At 65.2% G+C, this 391-nt stretch carries 1 protein-coding gene; it reads left to right on the forward strand.

What is annotated here, in order from left to right; translation table 11 throughout:
* The coding region (locus DM374_RS32830) for a ShlB/FhaC/HecB family hemolysin secretion/activation protein (protein ID WP_177431659.1) at positions 1–390 on the forward strand (390 nt) is incomplete at its 5' end.
* Position 391 lies beyond the last annotated feature (1 nt).

The following is a 391-nucleotide window of genomic DNA, read 5'->3' on the forward strand; positions in this document are numbered from 1 at the left end:
TACACCCAACTGCAAGGCCAGTGGGCCGACGGCAACCTGGACAGCTCGGAAAAGATCAGCCTCGGCGGTGCCTATGGCGTGCGCGCCTACCCGCAGGGCGAGGCGTCTGGTGATCAAGGCTGGCTGGCCAACGTCGAACTGCGCTACGCGCTGACCGATGCCTGGCAGCTCAGCACCTTCGTCGACCACGGCGAAGTACGCCTGAACAAGGACACCTGGAGCACGGGCGAAAACCACCGCAGCCTGTCGGCGGCGGGCGTTGGTGCACGCTGGGCGGCGTATGGCTGGCAGATCAACACGGTCGCGGCATGGAAGCTGGGCAACGATGATCCGCAGAGCGATGTCGATCGCACCCCGCGGGTGTGGGCGCAAGTGGTGAAGTTCTTCTAGG

The sequence above is a fragment of the Pseudomonas huaxiensis genome (assembly GCF_003231275.1).
GTDB lineage: Bacteria > Pseudomonadota > Gammaproteobacteria > Pseudomonadales > Pseudomonadaceae > Aquipseudomonas > Aquipseudomonas huaxiensis.